The organism is Planktothricoides sp. SR001, assembly GCF_001276715.1.
In the GTDB taxonomy this organism is placed as follows: Bacteria; Cyanobacteriota; Cyanobacteriia; order Cyanobacteriales; family Laspinemataceae; genus Planktothricoides; species Planktothricoides raciborskii.
In genome coordinates, this window is record NZ_LIUQ01000019.1 from 80,446 (window position 1) to 100,195 (window position 19,750).

Consider the following 19,750-nt stretch of genomic DNA (forward strand, 5'->3'; position numbering starts at 1 on the left):
CGCTTGTTGCCAGAAAAAACACGCTTCGATGCCCCCGAACTTGATATGACTGGCAATATTCCGTAAATAATTAGCAATAGCTTTTTTCCGATTTGCCCGTTCTGACAAATCAGGTGGCGCATCTTCTATAGCAATCCTATTTCAATCGTAATATTTTTGTAGGGGAAACCGGGGGGACTGCCCCTACAATTACCACAACCCCTGCACGGATTGCTATAGCAAATGTTCGGGATGTCCCCCCAACCTTTTCTTTATCCAATTCTATACTTAGTATGACAAACTCTGAGCAATGTGTATTTAGAGAAAATTTTAACCTATTTTCGCTATTTTCATTATAAAATAGCTGCAACCAAATGGTTTTTTGGTTTCAACCAGCTTATGCAGTATAACCCCATAGAGGCGATCCTCACTTATTAGTGTTTTAGCAGAAATTTGATTAAGTTTCTGCCACACTTATTTACGCAAATATAACTACTTTGCAGCGGTTTTCAGATTACTGAACCACGCTAGGGCGAAGCCCAAGCGGTATTTAATTTAATATTTTCAGTAGTAGGGGCGCGATCTTTCCGGCAGTCCATTTAATATTTTAAGCATCTTCTGGGGCGAATGGCCATTCGCCCCTACACTAGCGGAAAGATCACGCCCCTACACTGCCGGAAAGATCGCGCCCCTACAGGTATTTGTGGTTTACTCGCGGAGAAAATTGCTGTAAAAGCAATTTTTCAAGAGGTTGATGAAGATATTGTGTCCTTCTGCTGCGATCGCGTCTGTCCCCCACAGCCTGAGCATAAATCGATCGCGATCGGTCTTTGCATTTGTCACTCTTTAATTTAATTAAAAATCAACTAAAAAATTTTTTTTAGCGCAAAATATTGCCAGTAAAATTATCAAATTTTATAAAAAAAATTACTTAGTAAATATGCCAATAAGGGCGAAGCATTCGCGGATAAATCTTCACTATCAACCCAAAAATTATCGGCGCTAATGCTTCGCCCCAGCACAATAGACATCTCCAATAATTGCCCGTCACAAAGCCATATCAAGGCTTTATATCTGATTTATGGAGATGTCTAATGGTGAGAACCGTGGCAAAACCGTTACTCACTCGCTGTTTATTCAGCAGTGCTAGATTCTGGGGTGGGATTCGTGGATGAACCAAAGGCAACCCGTAAAAAAGGTGGAGCCAGAAAAGTGGTCAAGATCACCATGATAATAATCGACACCTCCAAGGGCTTATCCAAAATGCCGCTCGCCGAACCAATCCCCGCAAACACTAGACCCACCTCACCGCGAGGGATCATGCCAACCCCGATCGCGAGGCGATTGATGTCGGGGATGCCAAATGCTGCCCAGCCGGTTATCAGTTTGCCAGCGATCGCCACTGCTACCAAAAAGACAGCAATCAATAGTCCCGCCCGATTCTCCGGTACTGCCGGGTTCAAAACACCGAGGTCGGCACGCGCTCCCACCGTCACAAAGAAGATGGGTACTAGCAAATCGGCGATGGGTTTGATTAATTCGTCTAACTCTTTCCGGGCATCGGTTTCATCCAGCACCAAACCCGCTGCAAAGGCACCCAAAATCGCTTCGAGATGAATGGCGTTGCCTAAAAATGCCATAAAGAAAGCGAAGATGAATGCTGGAATAACGATATTCCCACGGGTTTTGAGCCGATCCACGATCGCCACAAAAGTCTTGTTAAAGACACCACCCAACAAAATTGAGCCAATCAAAAATGCCGTAGCACTGACAATCAAGTAAATGACATTGACGACATCAATTTCACCAGTTTTGGCTAAACTTGCCACCACTGCCAAGACAATAATGCCGAGGACATCATCAATCACCGCCGCGCCCACAATGATTTGCCCTTCTTTGGATTTGAGTTGACCTAGCTCTGACAACACTTTAGAAGTAATGCCGATACTCGTTGCCGTTAACGCCGCCCCCGCAAAAATTGCTGGAATTGCCGCGACATGAAACACCAACATCAATCCGGCTGTACCGGCGGCAAAAGGTGCCGCGACTCCGACACAGGCGACAACCGTGGCTTGAATTCCCACTTGCTTCAGTTGCCGCAGATCGGATTCCAGTCCAATTTCAAACAGCAGAATAATCACGCCGATTTCAGCCAGCACCGAAATCACTTCACTTTGGGACTCAAAGATCCGATTCAGTGCTTCTGGCGCAAGCTGATTCAATCTTTGCAGCGCCGTCATAATCACCGAGTCAGAGGCAGACAGCCCCCCTTCGGGAAAGATCACCAGGTGCAACGCCGAAACGCCGACAATCACACCAGCGACCAGTTCCCCCAGGACGGGCGGAAAATCCAATCGTCTGGCGACCTCTGCGCCGAACTTGCTGGCCAGATAAATCACCACCAGGGTCAGCAATACCCCAGACAGAATAATGGGCGAATCCTCAGCAACAGCGGTCGCCAGGAATGGCATCGGGGCCATGAGAGCGGCTATCCCCTCACTAAAAGGAGGCAGAATGTGGGACAAAATCATAAGTTTAAAACGATGAAGATTAAGGGTCTGAGGAAGTCATAAAACTGCGGGCAGTTATGAAAAAGGCAACCGATCAAGCAAGGTCATGCTTTGGATGCGGTTGCCTGGATTGAGACGAGCCTAGCCGTCAATGAGTGACGCGGGCGAACCGCCATCGTCGTCTCGATTCAACAGCCCTCTGGTCCACAGAAATGTCTCCCGTACAGTACCTCTGCTTCACAGATATAGATAATGCCCGCATAATCGGTGAAAAACTTTATTGCGACCTTATCCGCAATATCCTCAGCCATCTCCCGATTTTCGGTGAGTACCTCGAACTTCACATTAGAATCAGTGTCGGCTGTGCTGGGTTTACCCGTAGAACGCACGTTGCGACTGCCTTTACCGCCAGTATCTACCACCGTATAACCAGTCGCCCCGCATTCATCAATGATCTTGGCGACCTTTTTCATTAAAACCTTTTCTGTGACGATGACGAGCTTGTTGGCTTTCTTGGCCATATTGGTTATCTCCTTAAATATGTACATTAATCTACTTGATCTGCCGGATCAAGGGAGCGCCGACAGACCGCGACCCGTCTGGGATTAGAGTCCGCCGATCGCTTGGGCAAGACCGATGAAGAACGGGATACACAAGCCGATCGCCACTGGCGTACCAATGGCTGTGGACGCGCCGATATAGGCGGAGGGATTGGCCGATGGGATACCGGCTCGCAATGTGGGCGGACCTGAGATATCTGAACTAGAGGAAGCGATCACGGCCAGGATCACGACGCCGCCCATGCTGAAGTTCATGGTGTAGTGGGCAATCATGCCAAGACCGAAGGCGACTAACCCATGTACAAACGGTGCGATTACACTATAAACGACGTACCATTGGGCCACCTTACGCAGTTCGCCAACTCTTGACCAAGCCTCCATCCCCATGACCAACATCAAGATCGAAAGCAAGCCACGAAAGGCGGGATCGTAGAAGCTTTTATAGACACTTTCCGGCTGGGTGAACAATCCAAGAGCGAGACCTAACAACATTGCGGATAAAGCAGGACCCCGGAGGCTTTCCTCGATAATCGGCCATATCTTGACTTTGTTATCATCAGGATCCTTCTGCTGGCTGAGATACTCCTGCCGAGTGCTGGGATAATCCCCTGCCGCAACGGGCTGCTTGGTCAAAGACTCCTGCATGGGAGAGTGGGCTGCTTCTTTAAGTTTCTTCTTGTTGAGATAAATATTGGCCACAACGATCGCAGTGACGAGCGCTGGGATATCCATGAAGGGATAAAGTGCGCCAGCCCATGCTTCGTATGAAATCTTCTGTTCTTCCAGTACCGTCAGACCAGCAGCCATAGTAGAACCACTCACGGCACCAAACAAACCCCCGGTCGCGATCGCATCCACGGTTCTGACCTTCGGCAGATTGGCTAATGTATAGCGGGCGATGAATACAACCGCAATCCCTGTTACCACAGCAAACAATGCAGGTAACACCATATCCGCCAGATTAGAATTGCGGATCGCAATTCCACCAGTTAGACCGATTTTGGTGAGCAGCATGAAGACGATGATCGTACAAATCGACTCTGGAATTACCAATTCGCTACCAAGGGCGGCAATGATCATCCCACCAATCAAAAAGGCGAGGGTTGGGGACTGCAATTGGGCAATGAAGTCCTTCACGAAAAGGGAGAAAAAATCCACGAATACCTACCTCCTTGTGTCTCCTCTGATGAGGAATATTGCAATAATCAATGAACTGTAAACGGGAGCCGCTATCGATAAATATCGGCGGGGAAATGAATCTGGCATCAGCGATCGATCGCGCACTCAAAAAATACTCAACAACAAACTATTGAGTATGATTGCCTAACGACTTCAAGCTTTCAAAAACTAAGTAATGATAGTTAAATCATTTGGATGTTGTTAACTTTACACTACTCTGATTAGTTATATTGATTTAGCAATTAGAAAAAAATTCTGTTTGCATAAGTTTTGCTCTATGGTTCTTAGATCCCTGGCACTGCGAAGCCAGCGATCGGGGGTCGCGATCGCTGTCAGCAGCCCAAAAAATTGTTGCAGCGGCAGAATACAGATTATTGAGGGGATACACAAGTTTCTCTACCGCTGCTGAACTCAAACGTTAAATGCCCTGATTCCCTGGTTGGGGCTTTTTATGAGTATTTATATTGTAGGGTGGGCAGGCATTCCACCATCATATATGGTAGGGTGGGCAAAATACCCACCCGAAGAATGTTAGGGGCTGTGGGATGAATTTTTGTAAATGGGATAACTTTTTTGCTGAGACGCTCATAAACCAAACCGCCTGACAGGTGAGCGATCGCCCATCCTTTAAAGCAAGAATGTCTTTTATTTCATCTAGACTCCAATCGATTTCTGGCAGTAGGGTGTGTCTTTGCGCTGGAGTTATTTTTACATGAAATAATTAACTTTAATTCAGCGCCGTAACGCACCAAACAATATTTTTTTACCACAAAGACACAAAGAAACACAAAGAAAGAAAAGCCAAGTGAGGTTTTTAAGGGGGGTTGGGGCGATCGCTCCGGCATTGTGCCAGAAGTCTGATAAAAATCCGCTCCAGTTATATCCATAGCCCCACCAATGGTTGAAAAATCGCTATTATAAGGTCTATTGAGAAAATCCTATGACCTCTACTGTAACTTATCCTCATATTGAGAAAGTTTCTGGCGAACCCGCAAAATTGCAAAGAATTCCCCGCGTGCTTGTAGCTCAAATTGTGATGGACTATCTAGCTTATGGATGGTCAGTTGAGGAAATTTGCCGTCAACATCCATATTTAAAATTATCAGAAGCTCATGCAGCAATGACCTACTATTTCGAGCATCAACAAGAAATTAACCAAGAAATTCGCACAGAATGGGAACAAGCAGAACAAGCAAAATCCCAGTTGCTGCGATCGCCCTTTTTTGTTCGGATACAAGCCAAAGGATTACGATAAATTTCTCTAAAACTTTATATGGATGTTCATGTTCCCCAGGCAATTACCGATCAGTTGCGTCGTCGTGGGGTTGATGTTTTAACGGCGCTCGATGATGAATCAGCGACGTTAACCGATGAAGAATTACTGGAACGAGTTAGAACACTTGGTAGAGTTATTTTTACCCAAGATATTCTGTTTAAAGCCCTCGCTGAAAATTGGCAACGTCAAGGTCGAGAATTTGCTGGTTTTATTTTTGGACATCAAATGGGAGGAACAATTGGATAGTATGTCAGAGATTTAGAGATAATTGCTCAAGGCTCTGAAATGGATGAATGGCTAAATGCGATCGAACATTTGCCTTTTTCAAAGCGATCGCCTCTGTTTAATTAACCAAGATGCCGCAGTTCAACAATCACAAATTATCTGTTCCCTGGGATTATTTACCCCGATGAAATAATAGCCGTAGGGTGTGTTAGGCGTAACGCACCCTATAATATTTTATACTATATTATAGCGGTTTTTAGGTTAATAAACTACCTTAACCGCCTGGGAATCGTCTTCCCGCCGCTAGAGAGCGAAAGTCGGTTTTAACCGACTGAAATGCTTTTAATATAATGCTTGTAGTCGGTTTTAACCGACTTTCGCTATGAGGCGGGGGTTTTAACCCCCGACGGATGTGATTTACTTTTATTTAAGAGAAATAAAGAGAAAAGTATGGTGTGTCTTTGCGCTGGAGTTATTTTTGCCTCAAATAATTAATCTTAATTCAGCGCCGTAACGCACCAAACACCGATAGATAACCACCGACAAATTTTTCTCATTCTCGATTAAATTAAGCGTTACGCCGGCTGTTTTAATAAAATTTTGGGGAAAATTTGTTAATTTGTGCCGCCTAACGCACCCTACGATAACTATAATCTTATGTTATAAGATTTTATACTATATTATTGTATAATAACAACCATAACCCCAATTCAAGCAATAAGTTATGTCCCTAGGTGAAAACTTTTTCCCAAAAAGCCGCGATTTACTAAATGATTTTCGCTTTGACGATCTATTTATTCAAGAATTAGGCTGGTCGCAACCTGCAACCACAAAAACTATAACTTTAAAAATAGAATCTCAGACTTATGCTTATTCGATAATTGCCCAATTTTCCGGGGTGTTAGTGTTTCAAGTTAACGCAGAGAATGAGCAAATTGCTGATGGAAAATTATGCAAGGCAATTTATCAGGAAATTGAACAGCTTTATCGGGAAAATTTGCTGATTTTTGTCGATCGCGATCGCAGTCGGAGTTTATGGTATTGGGTGAAGCGGGACGGGACAAAACGATATATTCGCGACCATCTATATATTAAGGGGCAGCCCGGAGATTTATTTTTAAGTAAGTTAAGTTCTCTGGTGGTTGAGTTGTCTGACTGGGAACTGGGAGAACCGTCAGTTATCGAAATTGCCGATAAGTTAAAAACTGGCTTTGATGTTGAACGAGTCACCAAGAAATTTTATCAAGAGTTTAAATAAGAACACTATAATTTTTTAGCCTATATCCAGGGAATTGACCGAGAAAGCGATCGCCGTTGGTACACTTCGGTCATGTTAAACCGCTTGATGTTTGTCTATTTCTTGCAGCGTAAGGGATTTTTGGATCGCGGCAATTTGGACTATCTGCAAAATCAGTTAAAAGCCAGTCAGCAGCGGGGCAAAGACTTATTTTATCGAGAATTTTTACACACCCTATTTTTTGAAGCTTTTGCCAAACCGGAGAAACACCGGGATGAACAGGTGAAAGCCTTAGTCGGTGAGGTGACATATCTGGATGGGGGATTATTTCTCAAGCATAAAATAGAACAAGATTATCCTCAAATTAATATTGCGGATGCGGCATTTGAGCACATTTTAGACTTATTTTCTCGGTATTCTTGGAACCTGAATGACACCCCAGGGAAACGGGATGATGAAATTAACCCATATGTATTGGGTTATATTTTTGAAAAATATATTAACCAGAAAGCATTTGGGGCGTATTATACTCGCCCGTAAATTACCGAATATTTATGTGAAAAGACGATTTATCATTGGATTTTGGATCGGTTAAATGCCCATAATCACAGTTTCTTATTTAAAGATATTAATCACCTATTGCTAAATTTAGATAGCGATCGCTGTCAATTGCTACTTCAGGAAATATTGCCCCATTTATCAATATTAGATCCCGCTTGTGGTTCGGGGGCGTTTTTGGTGGCAGCAATGAAGACTCTGATCGGGATTTATAGTGCAGTAATTGGCACAATTCAGCTAAAAGGTAGCCGCGAGTTAAAGCAGTGGTTAAAGGAAACGGAAAAGCAGCATTCGTCCTTAATTTATTTTATCAAAAAGCGGATTATTACCCATAATTTTTATGGGGTAAATATTATAAAAAAAGCCAGAAAAATTGCAAAGTTACGGTTATTTTTAGCGTTGGTTTCTTCCGCGCAGTCCGTGGCAGATTTGGAACCGTTGCCGAATATTAATTTTAATATTATGGCGGGGAATTCTTTGATTGGTTTGATTCGGGTTGACGATAAAAGTTTTGATACGGCTGGCAATCTAGATATACTACAGGGTTTGGTTGCGAGTGATTATCAAGCTATTTTAGCGGAAAAAAATCGCAGTATTGAGTTATATAAACAACACGCTTTTCAGTTGGAAAAAGTTGGGTGAAATTCTCAGGAAAACCGGCTGCAAATCTTGCGAAATCATATAGAAGATGTGAACCGCGAGTCAATGGCTAAATTAAATCAGTTATTGTTAGATGAGTTTAGTTTTAAGTTGGGGATTAAGTATGAAGCAGCCCAGTTAAAAAGCAAGGGGAAAAAGCGAGTTTTATCCATTGCAGATATGGAACAGTTAAAGCCGTTTCACTGGGTTTATCACTTCGATAAAATTATTCAGTAAAAAGGCGGCTTTCATGTGATTATTGCTAATCCACCCTGGGAAGTGTTTCAAACTGATGAAAAAGAGTTTTTTCAGCAGTATGACAATTTAATTGAAAAGACAAAACTGGATATACACGCTTGGAAAAAAAAGCAAAAACAACTTTTAGAAGATCCAGATATAGCCCAAGCTTGGTTAGATTATTGCAGTGGATATCCTCATGTGAGTGCTTATTTTAAACAAGCCGAACAGTACAAAAATCAAAATTCTGTTATGAATGGCAAGACTGTAGCCAGAAAAATTAATTTATATTCTCTATTTGTGGAACAATGTTTTAATTTGCTGCATCCCCGTGGGCAATGTGGGATGGTGATTCCCAGTGGAATTTATACAGATTTAGGCAGCAAGCAGCTAAGGTAAATGTTGTTTTCCCAATGTCGCCTTGGTACATTATTTGGTTTATCTAATGAAAGGTTTATTTTTGAAGAAGTGGATCATCGCTTCAAGTTTTGCCTACTGAATTTTGAAAAAGGGGGTCAGACTGAATCATTTAACGCAGCTTTTCGGATCGATCCACGCGAAGCCATCCGCAAAGAACAGTTAGATATTTTTTTAAAAGATGAAAGTGAAAAAGTAGAAATTTCTGTGCCGCTAATTCGTAAACTATCACCGGATTCTATTTCAGTGATGGAGTTTCAGAATCCGTTGGATATTCAAATTGCTGAAAAAATGACTCGTTTTCCCCTCTTGGGCGAACAAATTCCCGGTAAGTGGAATTTGAAGTTAAAGCAAGAGTTTAATATGACCACTGATAGTCATCTGTTTAAAACGGAACCGAAGCCAGGTCGTTTGCCACTTTATGAAGGGAAGATGATTCATCAGTTTACTCACCAGTTTGCTGAACCGAGATATTGGGTGGATGAAAAAGAAGGACGACAAGCAATTATTGGGAAAAAAGGTACAGATATCGGTGAAAAATTAGATTATCAAAATTATCGTTTAGGATTTAGAGCCATTGCTCGCAACACAGATATCCGAACATTAATTATTAGTATGATGCCGTCAAATATTTTTTGTGGTAATTCAGTATTATCAACTTGTAATTTAAATCTTTCAGGATTTGAAATGTTAGCAATGCTAAGTTTGGGAAACTCATTTGTCATAGATGCTTACCTAAGATCGATGGTATCTGCAAATATTAATATGTTCTACATTTACCAACTACCCGTCCCTCGACTCACGGAAGGAGACCCTTATTTTACCGAAATTGTGGAACGGGCAGCCAAACTGATCTGTACCACCCCAGAATTTGATGATTTAGCGGCAGAAGTGGGTTTAGGTTCCCATAAAAACGGTGTGACTGATGAAATGGAACGGGCAAAACTGCGGGCAGAACTTGATGGCATGATTGCCCATTTTTATCAACTCACCGAAACGGAATTTCAACATATTATGAATACTTTTCCCATTGTCCAGGACGCGGTGAAAGCTGCGGCATTAAAAGCATATACGCAGCAGTAGGGTGTGTCTTTGCGCTGGAGTGATTTTTGCCTCAAACAATTAATTTTAATTCAGCGCCGTAACGCACCAAACAATATTTTTTTACCACAAAGACACAAAGAAAGAAAAAGTAGGGTATGTCTTTGCGCTGGAGTAATTTCTGCATGAATATAATTAAGTTCAATTCAGCGCCGTAACGCACCAAAACCTCAAGATATTAAATTATTAAATTATTAAACTAAGCGTTACGGCAGCTTGGTTAATAAAATTTTGGTGAAAATCTGTCAATGTTTGCCGCCTAACACACCCTACTATAAGAGGACCGACCACCGCGATCGCAAGCCGAAGCGCCCCTACATACGCCCAAATTAATCGCGTAATTTTAGCAAAAATTTTTGCAAGTGGTTTAATTTATCAAAGTTTAGCCATCATCCTAACTTTTTCCTGACGCCATTTAGCTGCACTTTGTTTAACCGCTGCTATTTCCTCAAAATCTACCCGCACGATCGCGCTTTTAAATTCTACCCCCAAAACCGTACTCACTTCCAGAATTTCCCCAAAGCTGGCACATTGATAATCTGTTTCCTCATACTGCCTAACTTGCTGTTCAGAAATCCCTAAAATATCAGCCAGTTCTTGCTGAGTCATTTGGGCGGCTATTCTGGCTTTAATTAAAGCATCAGGCAGCTTATTCATGCTTTCAACTTGAATATAAATCGGCTGATTTTGGTGACAATTAATCAGCATTTCATATTCAGCAATTTCTGCTTTTAATTCTTCAACTTTACTTTGATAGGCATCTCGGTAAAGTTGCCAACGCACAGGCTCGGCTTTTAAACTTTCATTAACTGCCAATTCCGCTACAGACTTTTCAAATCGTCTCAAGCAATCTAAAGTGTTCTGATATTTCTGATATTATTGCTCATTTTTAATAATCATGGGTTCCACCTCGATAAATCTATGGCAATAATTCCTTTGCGGTTATTTGTTCTTGTATCCAATTGACAAAGTCTATGTAGGTTATCCCGTCTTCATTAGCTGGATAGTTAGCGGGAAAAAACTCTCCCCTGTATTTGCTTTTTTGTTCGGCACGTCGTCCAGCAAACTTATATAAAGTAGGAGCGATCGCTTTCAAATAATTAAGATCAACCCCATTGTCGTCCCAGGAAGCATCAAAATCACCAGGTTTTTCTTTACTGGTGACAAAACTACCATTGATATAAATAGTTCTACAGCCTGCTGCTTTTAACTGGGTCATTGCCAATTCTAAACCATCGATCATCCGCTGGCTAGTCAAATTTGTGGCAAATCGGTCTTTAAACTCCTCCCATTCGCAAAAATGAACTCCTGGTGGTAGATTGCCGTTTTCATCAAATTCTGGAATCACGTATATTCAAGCTTCAAATCACGCTTCAAATCACGCTTCAAATTAATTATGTTGCTTGAAATATTATCATATATCATAATTCTATTTACAGGGGTGACAGCGGGTTTCATGTTAATAGAATACTGCACGGGCGAAACATGACCGCATATATAGCAATCCTAAAACAAAATCTAAAATTTGCCCTCACCCCTAACCGACGCCTGCCGCCTCGCGGGGGGCGGATCATGGGAGAGGGGAATCTGAAAATTTCACAAATTCTGCACGGATAGTTATATATTATTCTCATCTCAGAAACCGGGTTTCTTAGTTGCTTAAATAAAGGTGCGTTACGGCGGATAAATATAACTGGTTTTGGCTCAAATATTATGGCCGCCTAACGCACCCTACGACTTGGCAGGGAACCAAGAAACAAGAAACCGGGTTTTTTTGAGTAAAGTGAGTAAAGTGAGTAAAGTAATAAATTAAGCCGGATAAATCCGCAGACGGCGGTTAGGTTCATCGCCAAAACTGGCAGATTTTAACCGATAATGTTCCACTAACTCATGCTGCATTTTCCGCACTTTGGGCGATCGCGGCAATAATTCCACGGGCTGCCCTTTGGGAATGACGATTTGTTCTACTGCTAACCGGGCTTCTTCCAGGGCTTCTAACTCATGTTCGCTGCCACTTTCACTGAATAACTGAAGGTCAGTTAATTCCGTCAGTTCTGCGTCATCCATGTGCAGCATTCGCCGCAAAGAATGAGCGATTTTGGGAATACTGCTGGAGTTAATCGTATAGATGGGAACTTGCCGATTTTTGGCCATTTGTCGCAGTTTAGAGTGGTTTTTGACGTGCGATCGCAACGCTAAAACCGTATCAGCGCTATCAATATCCTTGGTAATCGCGATCGGTAAATTCAGAGATTTCACCACTTGCTCTAAATTTTGATGACTAATCCCATAAGAATAGACATGAATCGGCAAATCTTCCCCATTTGGACCGGCATAATTTTCTACCGAATCGTAATCAAAATCAGCCCGATTAAATAGATGGTCTGAGGGGGGCAAAGATTCATTCAGCAATTGCTCAAAAGACTTGGGTTCACTCCCTCGGTCGGCACGAGTCTGACGGCCCACATTCAAGTCCATTTGATTGGGCAATGGCTTCATCTTCCCCGAAGACCGCCAACCACTCACCCCAAAAGGTTGCACGGGAATTTTCCCAGAGGATTCAGCACCTCCCTGCTGACTAATCGTCACCTCACCCGTATCGCTGACCGTTCTCACTTGCAGCACAGGTTCGCGGCCCCGCAGCAGGGCATCAATGGTTTCGCTGACCTGTTCGTGGACGACCCACCGTTGGCGTTCCAACATCTCCACCGCAATGGCAAAGGTCGGCGGCGCCTTGCGTTCTAACACGGTTTTTTGACAACCTCGGCGACGGGCTTCATCATCTCCCAGGGTGACAGACTGAATTCCCCCGACTAAATCGGACAGGGTGGGGTTTTTAATCAAGTTTTCAATCTGATTCCCGTGAGCGGTGCCCACCAACTGTACCCCCCGTTCGGCAATGGTTCGGGCGGCCTGGGCTTCCAGTTCGGTGCCAATTTCATCAATCACGATGACTTCTGGCATATGGTTTTCCACCGCTTCAATCATCACCTTATGCTGAAGTTCCGGGGTTGCCACTTGCATCCGACGGGCTCGACCAATGGCTGGATGTGGAATATCCCCATCTCCGGCAATTTCATTGGAGGTGTCAATAATCACCACCCGTTTGTGCAAATCATCTGCTAATACCCGCGCAATTTCCCGTAAAGCGGTGGTTTTGCCAACCCCAGGACGGCCCAACATCAGAATCGATTGGCCACTTTCCACTAAGTCCTGGATCATGTTAATGGTGCCAAAAATTGCCCGACCGACCCGGCAAGTTAAACCAATTACCTCGCCTTTGCGATTCCGCATTCCACTAATCCGATGCAGGGTTTTCTCTATTCCGGCTCGGTTATCTCCACTGAAGCTACCAACGCGAGAAATCGAGTATTCTAAATCCGCTTTGGAGATGGGGGTCTGGGACAGATATTCGGCTCCACCAGGGAAACGAGCTTCCGGCAGTCGTCCCAAATCCATGACTACTTCTACTAAGTTGCCAAGCTGCGGATGCTTTTCTAAGTGTTTCCGAATGGAATCAGGAAAAATCTCCAGCAAAATGTCCAGATCGTCGGTCATCTGAGTCCGCCCGAGATCGACGTTTTCCGACCCAACCATTGATGCTGGCCGATTATTTTGCTTGTGGACGATTTGCATACCGTTGGAATTCACCATATATAAGTCGTGTCGAGAAGTGGGCAGTAAATAAAAGACAACGAGAGAAGGTTTTGGTTAATCAGGGGTTGTGAGTGGTGGTTTGGTCATGGCTTTGTATTATGTGTACTACATTGTAATTCTAAACCCATTTTGAGTTGAGAAACAAGGGAGTTGGCTAAATTAACTGCCTCTACCAGCAAATTGGGGTAATTTTCCAGATAAATGTTGCTCTGGAGTTCTTGGCTACTGAGTTGTTCCAGGCGATCTAATAACGGAGATAACAAGACGCGGGCATAGCTGCCATAGGCAATTCCGGCGATGGTTGGTTCCTCCGTTGCTTGATCTTTTGGTTCAGTGTGATTTCCTGGATGGCTGCTTTTCAGCAAGTTGACCGATCGCAGTTTGCTAACTGTGTGGTGATTGGTGCCACCAGCTAGTTGAACGTACCCCGGAAGTCCCGCCCTGAGAACTTTCTGGCCGAGTTTGATGCTGGCATGGGTAGTGCCTGCGCCGATATCGCCACTCATGGGACGACCGTCGGTTTGCCAAACCAGGGCACAGGGGAGGGGAGAGATGACTTGATGGATTGACCATAGGTAGTCAATTAAGTTTTCTCCGTCGGGACAACTGATGGCTATGAGTTTGAGGGGTGGGCGATCGCCTTGTCCATGTACCCAAGGAGCGATCGCACTCCATAGCCGTTTAAAATCTTCTAAGCGACCAACTTGGGTATGGATTTCTACCGCATCCACCCCGCAAGGTAAAACTAATTCCGCCACCGCTTGGGGGGTGGAGACATAAGAACGAGTTTGAATTAGTCCCAGAGGACAAACCGGGACACAACGCCCGCAACCATAGCATTTGGCGTCGATCACCCCAGCAAAGGCGGCATCGGTCGGAGATTTGGGGAAGGCGATCGCTTCTGCGGGACAAATTTTTTCACAAGGACGGGGACAACTTGGCGGACAAAATGCTGGATCGAATTCCGCTTTTCTAAAATGAGGGTCTTCTCCATCATTTAAGCTCACCATCAGCAGGGGAGTGCGGCCAAAAAATTTCGCTCTTTTCTGGGAAATATCTTCAGCATGGGGGAAAATTCCTTGCGCCACAATTTGCGCCACAATTTGCGCCTCAATTTGCTCTGCAACTTGTAGGGCTGCTTTTGCAGAGGCAATCACCGCCGGATCTGCTGCGACATCAATACAGTCAGCGCCTGCGAGGGCGTAGGCCAAAGTCAGATTTCGCACCGATGGCAGGTGTTGATAACTTGCACCACAAATCAGTTTAAACCAATGGCCTTGTTTCAATGAGTTCAAAGGAGAATTAAGATTGCTCACGCTTATATGCTAATCCGTGATTGCCAAAATTGGTAGGTTTTTTTCCAAATTTTAGGCAGGATTGTCATCCATGACTAGAGCATTTCCCGAAAAAAAATTGTAGCGCTTGTCACCTACGGTGCAGATTTAGGCAAGCGATGGATTTTTACCCTCTATATCTAGAGTTTTCCGGGGTTTTGTTTAGGGTTCTGGGGTGCGATCGCTGAAAATTACTTGCGGATTTGACGTTTTAATATTACTGATTACCAACTATTTATAAATATAGCGTTACGGAAGTAGGCGGTTGGTCTCCAAAGCATCGATAGTATCGATGCTTTGTGGGGAAAAAAGAGCAAACCCCTATTCCCAGCCCCCTCTTTTGTAGCGACAGAAAAAGAAATTTTTTACAAGCCATAAATCGCCTTTGCTAAATTAATTTATTGCGGTATTTGTTGCCAGCACCCTGTTTCGATTCTCATTCGATTATCAACGGAAAATTGCCTATTCATATGCTTTTAATTTTGAACATAACTGATTTTTTGATCGTTTTTATCTTAGATCGTTGGCAATAGTCCCTAAAATCGACAAATTAAAATTCTTCAGGTCATTGATGACTTGGTTCACCGCCAAAAGTTTGGTTTTCTTCACTGCCACTACCATTAAAATGCCATCGGTATGTTCAGCCAGAAAATTCGTGTCCACTAACTCCAGCAGGTGAGCAGTATCATAGACGATCAAGTCAAACATTGATTCTAATTCTTCCATTAAATAACGCATTTGCGGAGACGCCAGTAATTTGGGGGCAACCGGGGTGGGCGCACCGGCAGTCAGCACAAATAAGTTATCCGCTAGAGGCGATCGCGAAATGATCTCTTTGGGTGACATTTTATTAATCAACACATCACTCAGTCCTTTGAAGTTAGGAATATCTAACATCTGGTGCAGGGCTGGTCGGCGTAAATTCGCATCGACTAATAACACTCGTTGACCCATCAGGGCGGCAGTTTGGGCCAAATGCAAAGCAACGGTAGACTTACCATCCCCCACTTGCGCGGATGCAATGGTCAAAGAACGGATGGGGAAATCCGCCGCGAGAAACCGCAGTTTCGCAAATAGCAAACTAAAGGCTTCCAGGAACTCAGGATTGTCAGAATAGCCCCCCACGGGTTGATTGGCATCCGATGCGGCGCCCGAATTGGTCAAGGATAAAGAACTGGTATCTTCTGAGGATATCGTCAATTTTGTGACGCCGCGATCGCGGGGAATAATTCCCAACATGGGAAATGGAACCAGATCGTCGATATCTTGAGGGGTAAAAAAGATATTCCGAGCGATATCGATCAGCAAAACCACCCCCAACCCTAATCCTAGACCGGCGATCGCTGCCATCATCAAGAGTTTTTTTCGAGATTCTCCATAAACCGGAATCACCGAACCATCGGGGTATCGAGGTAAATCTGGTTTAGAAACTACTTGCCAAGGAACTTCTTTTTGGGCTGCCTCAATCAGTAGTTTCTGACGATTGTCCAAAAGTTGATAAAACGTTTGGTTGCTAATTTGTAATTTATTTTGCAATTGATTATATCGACGGGAAATTTCGGGAAAGTCACGAGTTCTTTGTTGTAAAACAAGTTGTTCTTGCTCTAATACTCTTTTACGGACTTCCAAGATATCAATTTGAGTTAATGTATCCACGATCTGAACAATCCGACCCTGACGAATCTCGTTCGGCAATCCCAGCAACTGTGGATTATTTTCTGTATCTGTGAGGTTTTCTCCCAAAGCCGTCTGTGCCTCCGCTCTCAGGGCGGCTAAAATATTTTGTTGCTCCTCCCTGAGAACAGAAATCACCGGGTTCTCCTCTTTAAAACGCACTAACTCCGTGGAAATCTGAGTTTCTACCGCTTGTAACCGCGCCAACAGGTCTTGATAGCGAGTTCTTTGGAGCATGGTAAACTCTTCTACGGCTTCATTGTTGGTGGTGATTCCCAGGGATTGTTTTAAGTTTAGATAGAGGGTTCTTTGTTCCGCGAGTAACTGATTCACTTCAAACAGTTGAGCATTTAAAGTGCTTCTTTGACCCGCTAACTCAGTGGCTAAAACACTTAAATCCGTCAAATTATATTTTTGCTGAAGTTCTTGGATTTGGTTTTGAATCCGATTCATTTCTTCCTCTAATCCGGGCAGTTGTTCATCAATAAATTTCACCCCTTCACTAATGCGACTGCGGCGTTCATCTAAGCTATATTGTAAGTATTTATCAGCAATAGCATCTAAAACAAATAAAACTCTTTCTTGGGTTTTTTCCTGACCTTCCGTAGGCAATTGTGTATCTTGATATACGACTTCGATTAATTTTGTCGCCCCCTCTCTGGCATTCTTGCCGACAACAACCTGCCGAACTATCAGACCTTGTCTGAGTTGAAATTTTTGAAAATCTGGATACTTAGTTTGAACTTGTTTCAGAATTGCTTCTAATATTTGAGGACTTTGTAAAATTTGTAGCTGAGTCACATAATCCAGCCCAGTGGCTCCGGCAATTCTATTAGTTCCCGTTAAGGCACCGGGTTCAGCCTTAGCGCCTTCAGAAGTTAAAGGTTCCACTAATAACTGAAAAGACCCGGTGAATCCCAGAGGGGATGAGGGAACGAACTTGAATGCCAGCCCACCAAATAAGATGGTGGGAATCAGACTTAGCCACCCTTTTCTTAATAAAACTCTGATCAGTGGGAGGATGATATTGGCTTTTTTCTGCTTGGGTGCGTTTTCTTCATCCACCTCATCGTCTGTATATGGCAATGGTGGCGGCAACTGCGGCGCTACCGGCTGAAGCGGTGACAGTTGCTCAAAATCCTGTGCTGGTTCGATTTTATTTTCACTGTATTGTTTTGTTTCCATTGTCACCTCTGTGTTGGTCAGCCACTGCGATAAGCACTAGACAAAAGCCAGATCCAAGCTGGGCATTTTGATCTAGTGGAGTCAGGTTTAAGCCCTTGATACTATTATTGTAGGCTTTTAATCCGTTGACCACTCGATCGCCGACCGTTCTGGGGTTTGGCTGAAAAATGCACCCTCGCATCGGAGATGAAACAGCTTATATACGCTTGATTGCGGCGATCTTCAAGTTTTTTTGACAATCAAGCCTCCCATTCTGGTGAGTGGGGCGAATTCTAGGCAGCATATGGCCACTTTTTTGTTCCAGTAAACCACCCTAAAAAGACACAAGGAGGTTGATTCTTTGCTTCAACACTCCTTGGACTGAACTGGACTGAACTGATTAATTTTTATCGAGACGGATTTACCTAGGATAATTTAACCTTTTTTGGGACTGGATTCTGCCAGGACGAATCGCGATCGCCCGCCGTGATGGAAGAGTAAGATTTTTGTTCAGCATTCAAAGATGAAAGGAATAAGTCTATAGTTTCCTGTCTCACCCATCCTTTGCGGACTGCCAGTTCGCCAAATCGTAAATTGACTTGGTTTTGTTCTTCTAAAATTCTGCTGATTTGTACATCATCTAACAAGGCTGCGGCTTTGAGATATTGACCCAAGGGTTGTGGGTTCATTCGGGGTAATTGAGGGAATTGTTCGGCAAAGAAATCAACAGTTTCCGGCTTCAGCCACCCATACATCGTCAAAAAATCTCCTAAACGCAAATTTGGCCGTTTACGTTGCTGTTCTATAATGATTTCTAATTGTGCATCCGAGATTAAGCCCGCCTGTCGCAAATACACCCCTAGGGGAACTTTGTAATTATAACAATTGAGTTTTTGCTGCAATAATAGCCAGAAAAAGGGCATATCTTCGACTAGGTAACGTTTGGCCAATCTCTGGGGTTCAGACATCAACCGATGCAGCCATTCTATGCCGAGTTCACTCATCCATTTAGGCGATCGCGCCCGATAACCCGCTTCAAAATCAATGGTCGCACCAATGGCCAAAAACACTTTAATATGAGGCAGTCGATGCTTATACTTAGCAATCCACTTTTCTTGTTTAGGCGCCCCCACGCCGATCCCTAAAACCGTGGCTTTGGATTTATTGATTAAATCAATAATATATTCACATTCTTCATCGTTTTTTTCAAACCCAAAAGATGGTGAATAAGCGCCAATCACCATCTTTCTGCCGACTCGTTTATTAATATTTTCCTGGGCTTTTTGGGCAACCCCTTCCGCCCCACCTAACAGAAAAATTTTGATTGATTCATCATGCTTATAGTATTGGTAAAAAGCTGGAAATAAATCTGAACCAGACACTTTTTCTTTCAGGGGTCTGCCTAATAGTTTTGAGGCATACATTAAAATCTTGCTATCACAAACTAAGTAATCAGCCTCTTGATAAATGTGATAAAAATCCGGATCTTTTTGTAGCTTCATTAAGTGGTCTACATTCGGAGTGATCACAAATCCACCCTGCTTGAGCTTTTCTAAAAGTTCTATCTTAGAAAAATTGTCAAATGATACATTAAGAATCTTAACTTTATTCATAAAAAAACCTCCTTAAATTCCTTGGTTTCCTTAGGTAAATAGATGTTTTTTGTCCACTGAGTGACTCGGAGATATTCGGAGATATTTTTTGGGATGATGATTTGGTGGTTATACTCCAAAAAAATACGGATTATTTGGCTATCTTAATCTTCAATTGCTTTAATTTTAGCTAAATTGAAAACAAATCCACCCCAAAGCTGAATATCTTTACAAAAGCTTTAAGTTTTTTCCGTGTTTTACTGGATTAAGTTGTTTCAGCTTTATAAAAGCTTTAAAAACCTGAGACTTTTCTCAGTAAAAATCACGATGTACCGATGCCGTTAGATAATTGCCCCTGAATGGATCCACGGTTGCTGTTGTCAGGGCGGGAAAGCGGTTTGCTTTGCTGGA

19 protein-coding genes are annotated in these 19,750 nt (G+C 43.3%); 9 read left to right on the forward strand and 10 right to left on the reverse strand.

Annotated elements, in window-relative coordinates; translation table 11 throughout:
• Positions 1 to 606 precede the first annotated feature (606 nt).
• Positions 607 to 834 carry a hypothetical protein gene (locus AM228_RS32550; protein WP_156331746.1) on the forward strand — a complete coding sequence of 76 codons (228 nt, stop codon included), beginning with the start codon at positions 607 to 609 and terminating at the stop codon, positions 832 to 834.
• Positions 835 to 1,112: 278 nt separating this feature from the next.
• Here the strand turns inward: AM228_RS32550 and AM228_RS13375 are convergent, their stop codons facing one another.
• The 3 genes from AM228_RS13375 to AM228_RS13385 form a co-directional block, all read right to left on the reverse strand.
• Complete coding sequence (locus AM228_RS13375; RefSeq protein WP_369817727.1) at positions 1,113 to 2,459, reverse strand: cation:proton antiporter; 1,347 nt, start codon at positions 2,457 to 2,459, stop codon at positions 1,113 to 1,115.
• Positions 2,460 to 2,677: 218 nt separating this feature from the next.
• Positions 2,678 to 3,010 (reverse strand): P-II family nitrogen regulator, encoded by a 333-nt coding sequence (locus tag AM228_RS13380; RefSeq protein ID WP_054466629.1) that lies wholly within the window; start codon positions 3,008 to 3,010, stop codon positions 2,678 to 2,680.
• Positions 3,011 to 3,094: 84 nt separating this feature from the next.
• Positions 3,095 to 4,207, reverse strand: a complete 1,113-nt coding sequence (locus AM228_RS13385; protein WP_054466611.1) for a sodium-dependent bicarbonate transport family permease — start codon at positions 4,205 to 4,207, stop codon at positions 3,095 to 3,097.
• 961 nt (positions 4,208 to 5,168) lie between these two features.
• Between AM228_RS13385 and AM228_RS13390 the strand changes: the two genes are divergently transcribed.
• The 8 genes from AM228_RS13390 to AM228_RS34250 all read left to right on the forward strand — a co-directional run bounded on the left by AM228_RS13390 (position 5,169) and on the right by AM228_RS34250 (position 9,900).
• Positions 5,169 to 5,483 carry a DUF433 domain-containing protein gene (locus AM228_RS13390; protein ID WP_054466612.1) on the forward strand — a complete coding sequence of 105 codons (315 nt, stop codon included), beginning with the start codon at positions 5,169 to 5,171 and terminating at the stop codon, positions 5,481 to 5,483.
• A gap of 18 nt (positions 5,484 to 5,501) precedes the next feature.
• Complete coding sequence (locus AM228_RS13395; RefSeq protein ID WP_199317203.1) at positions 5,502 to 5,750, forward strand: DUF5615 family PIN-like protein; 249 nt, start codon at positions 5,502 to 5,504, stop codon at positions 5,748 to 5,750.
• Positions 5,751 to 6,453: 703 nt separating this feature from the next.
• On the forward strand, positions 6,454 to 6,987 hold the full coding sequence (locus AM228_RS34225) for a hypothetical protein (protein WP_197285295.1): 534 nt from the start codon (positions 6,454 to 6,456) through the stop codon (positions 6,985 to 6,987).
• Positions 6,988 to 7,059: 72 nt separating this feature from the next.
• Positions 7,060 to 7,506, forward strand: coding sequence for a hypothetical protein (locus AM228_RS34230; protein ID WP_197285296.1), 447 nt, complete (start codon positions 7,060 to 7,062; stop codon positions 7,504 to 7,506).
• Positions 7,507 to 7,548: 42 nt separating this feature from the next.
• On the forward strand, positions 7,549 to 8,166 hold the full coding sequence (locus tag AM228_RS34235; RefSeq protein ID WP_231636786.1) for a DNA methyltransferase: 618 nt from the start codon (positions 7,549 to 7,551) through the stop codon (positions 8,164 to 8,166).
• Between the two features lie 27 nt (positions 8,167 to 8,193).
• The gene (locus AM228_RS34240) at positions 8,194 to 8,400 is read left to right on the forward strand and encodes a hypothetical protein (RefSeq protein WP_197285298.1); all 207 of its coding nucleotides are present in this window, start codon (positions 8,194 to 8,196) and stop codon (positions 8,398 to 8,400) included.
• Between the two features lie 15 nt (positions 8,401 to 8,415).
• A complete protein-coding gene (locus AM228_RS34245) occupies positions 8,416 to 8,799 on the forward strand; it encodes an Eco57I restriction-modification methylase domain-containing protein (protein WP_197285299.1) in 384 nt (127 codons plus the stop codon).
• Complete coding sequence (locus tag AM228_RS34250) at positions 8,800 to 9,900, forward strand: hypothetical protein (RefSeq protein WP_197285300.1); 1,101 nt, start codon at positions 8,800 to 8,802, stop codon at positions 9,898 to 9,900. It begins immediately after the preceding gene.
• Between the two features lie 393 nt (positions 9,901 to 10,293).
• Here AM228_RS34250 and AM228_RS13405 read toward each other — a convergent pair whose 3' ends face one another.
• The 7 genes from AM228_RS13405 to AM228_RS13435 form a co-directional block, all read right to left on the reverse strand.
• A complete protein-coding gene (locus tag AM228_RS13405) occupies positions 10,294 to 10,764 on the reverse strand; it encodes a helix-turn-helix domain-containing protein (RefSeq protein ID WP_231636787.1) in 471 nt (156 codons plus the stop codon).
• A 73-nt stretch (positions 10,765 to 10,837) separates the two neighbouring features.
• Positions 10,838 to 11,266: a DUF6932 family protein gene (locus AM228_RS13410; RefSeq protein ID WP_231636788.1), complete on the reverse strand. Its 429-nt coding sequence runs from the start codon at positions 11,264 to 11,266 to the stop codon at positions 10,838 to 10,840.
• Positions 11,267 to 11,727: 461 nt separating this feature from the next.
• Entirely contained in the window at positions 11,728 to 13,515 is a 1,788-nt protein-coding gene (locus AM228_RS13415) for a R3H domain-containing nucleic acid-binding protein (RefSeq protein WP_054466630.1), read from the reverse strand.
• Positions 13,516 to 13,658: 143 nt separating this feature from the next.
• Positions 13,659 to 14,891: a circadian clock protein LdpA gene (gene ldpA / locus AM228_RS13420; RefSeq protein ID WP_054466613.1), complete on the reverse strand. Its 1,233-nt coding sequence runs from the start codon at positions 14,889 to 14,891 to the stop codon at positions 13,659 to 13,661.
• 528 nt (positions 14,892 to 15,419) lie between these two features.
• Positions 15,420 to 17,768, reverse strand: coding sequence for a polysaccharide biosynthesis tyrosine autokinase (locus tag AM228_RS13425; RefSeq protein ID WP_054466614.1), 2,349 nt, complete (start codon positions 17,766 to 17,768; stop codon positions 15,420 to 15,422).
• Between the two features lie 104 nt (positions 17,769 to 17,872).
• Positions 17,873 to 18,007: a hypothetical protein gene (locus tag AM228_RS36190; RefSeq protein ID WP_255353195.1), complete on the reverse strand. Its 135-nt coding sequence runs from the start codon at positions 18,005 to 18,007 to the stop codon at positions 17,873 to 17,875.
• Positions 18,008 to 18,172: 165 nt separating this feature from the next.
• Positions 18,173 to 19,360, reverse strand: coding sequence for a WecB/TagA/CpsF family glycosyltransferase (locus tag AM228_RS13435; RefSeq protein WP_072160765.1), 1,188 nt, complete (start codon positions 19,358 to 19,360; stop codon positions 18,173 to 18,175).
• Positions 19,361 to 19,750 lie beyond the last annotated feature (390 nt).

Coding starts and splice junctions, on each gene's coding strand:
- AM228_RS32550 (WP_156331746.1), top strand. CDS start 607: ATGGCCATTCGCCCCTACACTAGCGGAAAGATCACGCCCCTACACTGC.
- AM228_RS13375 (WP_369817727.1), bottom strand. CDS start 2,459: ATGGCCCCGATGCCATTCCTGGCGACCGCTGTTGCTGAGGATTCGCCC.
- AM228_RS13380 (WP_054466629.1), bottom strand. CDS start 3,010: ATGGCCAAGAAAGCCAACAAGCTCGTCATCGTCACAGAAAAGGTTTTA.
- AM228_RS13390 (WP_054466612.1), top strand. CDS start 5,169: ATGACCTCTACTGTAACTTATCCTCATATTGAGAAAGTTTCTGGCGAA.
- AM228_RS13395 (WP_199317203.1), top strand. CDS start 5,502: ATGGATGTTCATGTTCCCCAGGCAATTACCGATCAGTTGCGTCGTCGT.
- AM228_RS34225 (WP_197285295.1), top strand. CDS start 6,454: ATGTCCCTAGGTGAAAACTTTTTCCCAAAAAGCCGCGATTTACTAAAT.
- AM228_RS34230 (WP_197285296.1), top strand. CDS start 7,060: ATGTTAAACCGCTTGATGTTTGTCTATTTCTTGCAGCGTAAGGGATTT.
- AM228_RS34250 (WP_197285300.1), top strand. CDS start 8,800: ATGTTGTTTTCCCAATGTCGCCTTGGTACATTATTTGGTTTATCTAAT.
- AM228_RS13415 (WP_054466630.1), bottom strand. CDS start 13,515: ATGGTTGGGTCGGAAAACGTCGATCTCGGGCGGACTCAGATGACCGAC.
- AM228_RS13425 (WP_054466614.1), bottom strand. CDS start 17,768: ATGGAAACAAAACAATACAGTGAAAATAAAATCGAACCAGCACAGGAT.
- AM228_RS13435 (WP_072160765.1), bottom strand. CDS start 19,360: ATGAATAAAGTTAAGATTCTTAATGTATCATTTGACAATTTTTCTAAG.